The sequence below is a fragment of the Neobacillus drentensis genome (assembly GCF_036962765.1).
Classification (GTDB): Bacteria; Bacillota; Bacilli; order Bacillales; family Cytobacillaceae; genus Neobacillus; species Neobacillus drentensis_C.
In genome coordinates, this window is sequence record NZ_JBALOS010000244.1 from 1 (window position 1) to 2400 (window position 2400).

2 protein-coding genes are annotated in these 2400 nt (G+C 35.2%); both read left to right on the plus strand.

All coding sequences use genetic code 11. The features are described from left to right. Window positions 1-1010, plus strand: a 1010-nt coding sequence (locus V7137_RS25065; RefSeq protein WP_335700592.1) for an Ig-like domain-containing protein, incomplete at its 5' end; no start/stop codon positions are given. A 484-nt stretch (window positions 1011-1494) separates the two neighbouring features. Next, a complete protein-coding gene (locus V7137_RS25070; protein ID WP_335700593.1) occupies window positions 1495-2199 on the plus strand; it encodes a DUF421 domain-containing protein in 705 nt (234 codons plus the stop codon). The last annotated feature ends 201 nt before the right edge of the window (window positions 2200-2400 follow it).

The window sequence follows — 2400 nt, forward strand, 5'->3', positions numbered from 1 at the left end:
ATAAAGCAGATATACCAAATCCAATTGCTCCAACTGTAACTGCAACTAATATAACGATGGAATCAAATTCACTCGTATATGTAGGCAGAAAATTACAGCTGAATGCAACAGTAGAACCTGCAAATTTTACAAATTCAATCACTTGGAGTTCTGATAATACAGATGTAGCAGTTGTAAATTCTAAAGGTGTAGTAACTGGTAAAGCAGAAGGAACCGCTACTATCAAAGCAACTATCGATGGTTATGAAGCATCTTGTGTAGTAACTGTTCAAACAAATCCAGCGACTGGTATTTCCCTGGATCATGAAAGTGCCTTTCTTACAGTTCCCAATGATGTGACTTTGCAATTAAATGCAACTGTATCTCCTGCAGATACGACGGATGTAGTAACTTGGAACTCCAGTAATACCAATATAGCTGATGTGGATGAAAATGGACTCGTCACAGCAAAATATGATGGAGAAGCAACGATTACAGCTTCCATCGGTTCTTTTAAAGCAGAATGTGTTGTAAAGGTTGATGTCGATTCAGCGACAGAAAGCAATGGTTTTACAGCTCACTTTGATAACGGCTTAGACGGATTTGGCAGTGCTACTTCTGGACAGGGCTGGGATAATATAAAATGGACAAAAGATTTTGATACAACTGGAAATGGCGGCGGTTCTGTTGTTTTAGATGGTTCTGATGGTGGTTCACCCAATGCTGCCCCAAATTCTTGGATTTATCGTAGTTTAAAACTTCCGAAAAACCAGTCATTTGACTTAAACTTGAAATATCGTGATGCACAAGGTGGTGGAGATGCACTGGTCCGTATTCGGGTAGTAAGCCGGCACGGTGAAAAAATCTTACAGCCTTGGACTTTAGCAAATGATGATACATGGCATGAATTGGACTTTGACTTGTCAGAATTTGCGGGTGAATATATCACCTTGTACTTGGAACAAAATGACAGTAAAGAAGGCGGAGGAGAATTTATCTACTTTGATGATATTATTTTAGTTGAAAAATAGTACAATCAGAATAAAAATAAGCTGCCAATTTGACCCCATGGAGACTAGTCTCCATGGGGTCAAACAATAACAAGAGGAACTGACTATGAAATTTTTTGTGGCTGGATAAGTTATATGGCTGTGGAAATGGAGCTTGCCCATCCTACAATAAACATATGGTACGCACAATTGGTTCGTTTGTTCGCCATTGTTATGAGGAAAAGGGATGGATTCAGGTAAAAAACAGGGAAACCCATTTTAGTTGGATTTCCCAAAGTTTTTGTATGAATATTAAAATCAATATAGTTAATATTTTTTTCATTATAATTGAAGCCTAATGGAATCTGAAATAGATGGATAAATAAAATAGCTAATTGGAAAGAATTAATTAAAAGGGGTTATTTTATGATTTGAACAAGTATTCTAAATGGATTTTGATCGAGAGAAACCAGTGTCTTTTAAAGACAAGATGGTTAATAACAATATAAGTAAACAGGAGATTTAAATGGAAGATACACTTATACCAATTCTGAGAACAGTTGTCAGCTTTATGCTTTTAATACTCGTTACTCTGGCTATTGGAAAGCACATTAACTCTCATAAAAACCACTATAGCTTTGCCTTATCCATTACGATTGGTTCCTTTATAGCTAACATGGGGTTTGATACGAATTTAAAGTTCAAAGAAATGCTAATTTCTTTTTTTGTATTAGTTTTATTGTTTTATTTCTTCATGCTGTTATCTTCTAGGAGTCGAAATTTTAGAAAATGGTTATCTGGTAGGCCTACCGTGCTAATAGAAAAAGGAAAACTACTGGACAAGAATATGAAAAAGATAAAGTTCTCGATTGACGACCTTAATCAGCTTTTGAGGGAAAAGAATATCTTTAATATATTTGAAGTGGAATACGCATTACTAGAAGTGAACGGGGAATTATCCATTCTAAAAAAGATACCGTTTCAAAATGTAATAAAAAAAGATATAAATTTGCCCAATTCATCGGAGTCGTTGCCGATTGAATTAATTATGGACGGGAAAATTATCCAAAAGAACGCTACTGGCATCTATAACCGTGAGTGGATTGAAGATGAATTCAAAAGAAGAAATTTACGAATAGAAGAAATTTACTATGCTGTGGTTAATAGCAGTGGCTACCTTTTTGTAGACAAATATGAAGATAAACTATCTTCACCTACAGATGTTGAATAGTCTTATTGATAAAAATATATCTGTCACCGGAGAGATACTAAGATAAGTTATGAGGGAGTCTTACACAGTTTTCAATAAAAGAGATATTTTTTGTGAAAGACGTTCCCATGGTTGTTGTTTTCAACTGTTTCAGATTAAAATAAATCTAGGTAAAATGGGCTCAGTCTTATTATGACTGAGCCTCAGACTGTCGACAAATCC

Coding starts and splice junctions, on each gene's coding strand:
- V7137_RS25070 (WP_335700593.1), top strand. CDS start 1,495: ATGGAAGATACACTTATACCAATTCTGAGAACAGTTGTCAGCTTTATG.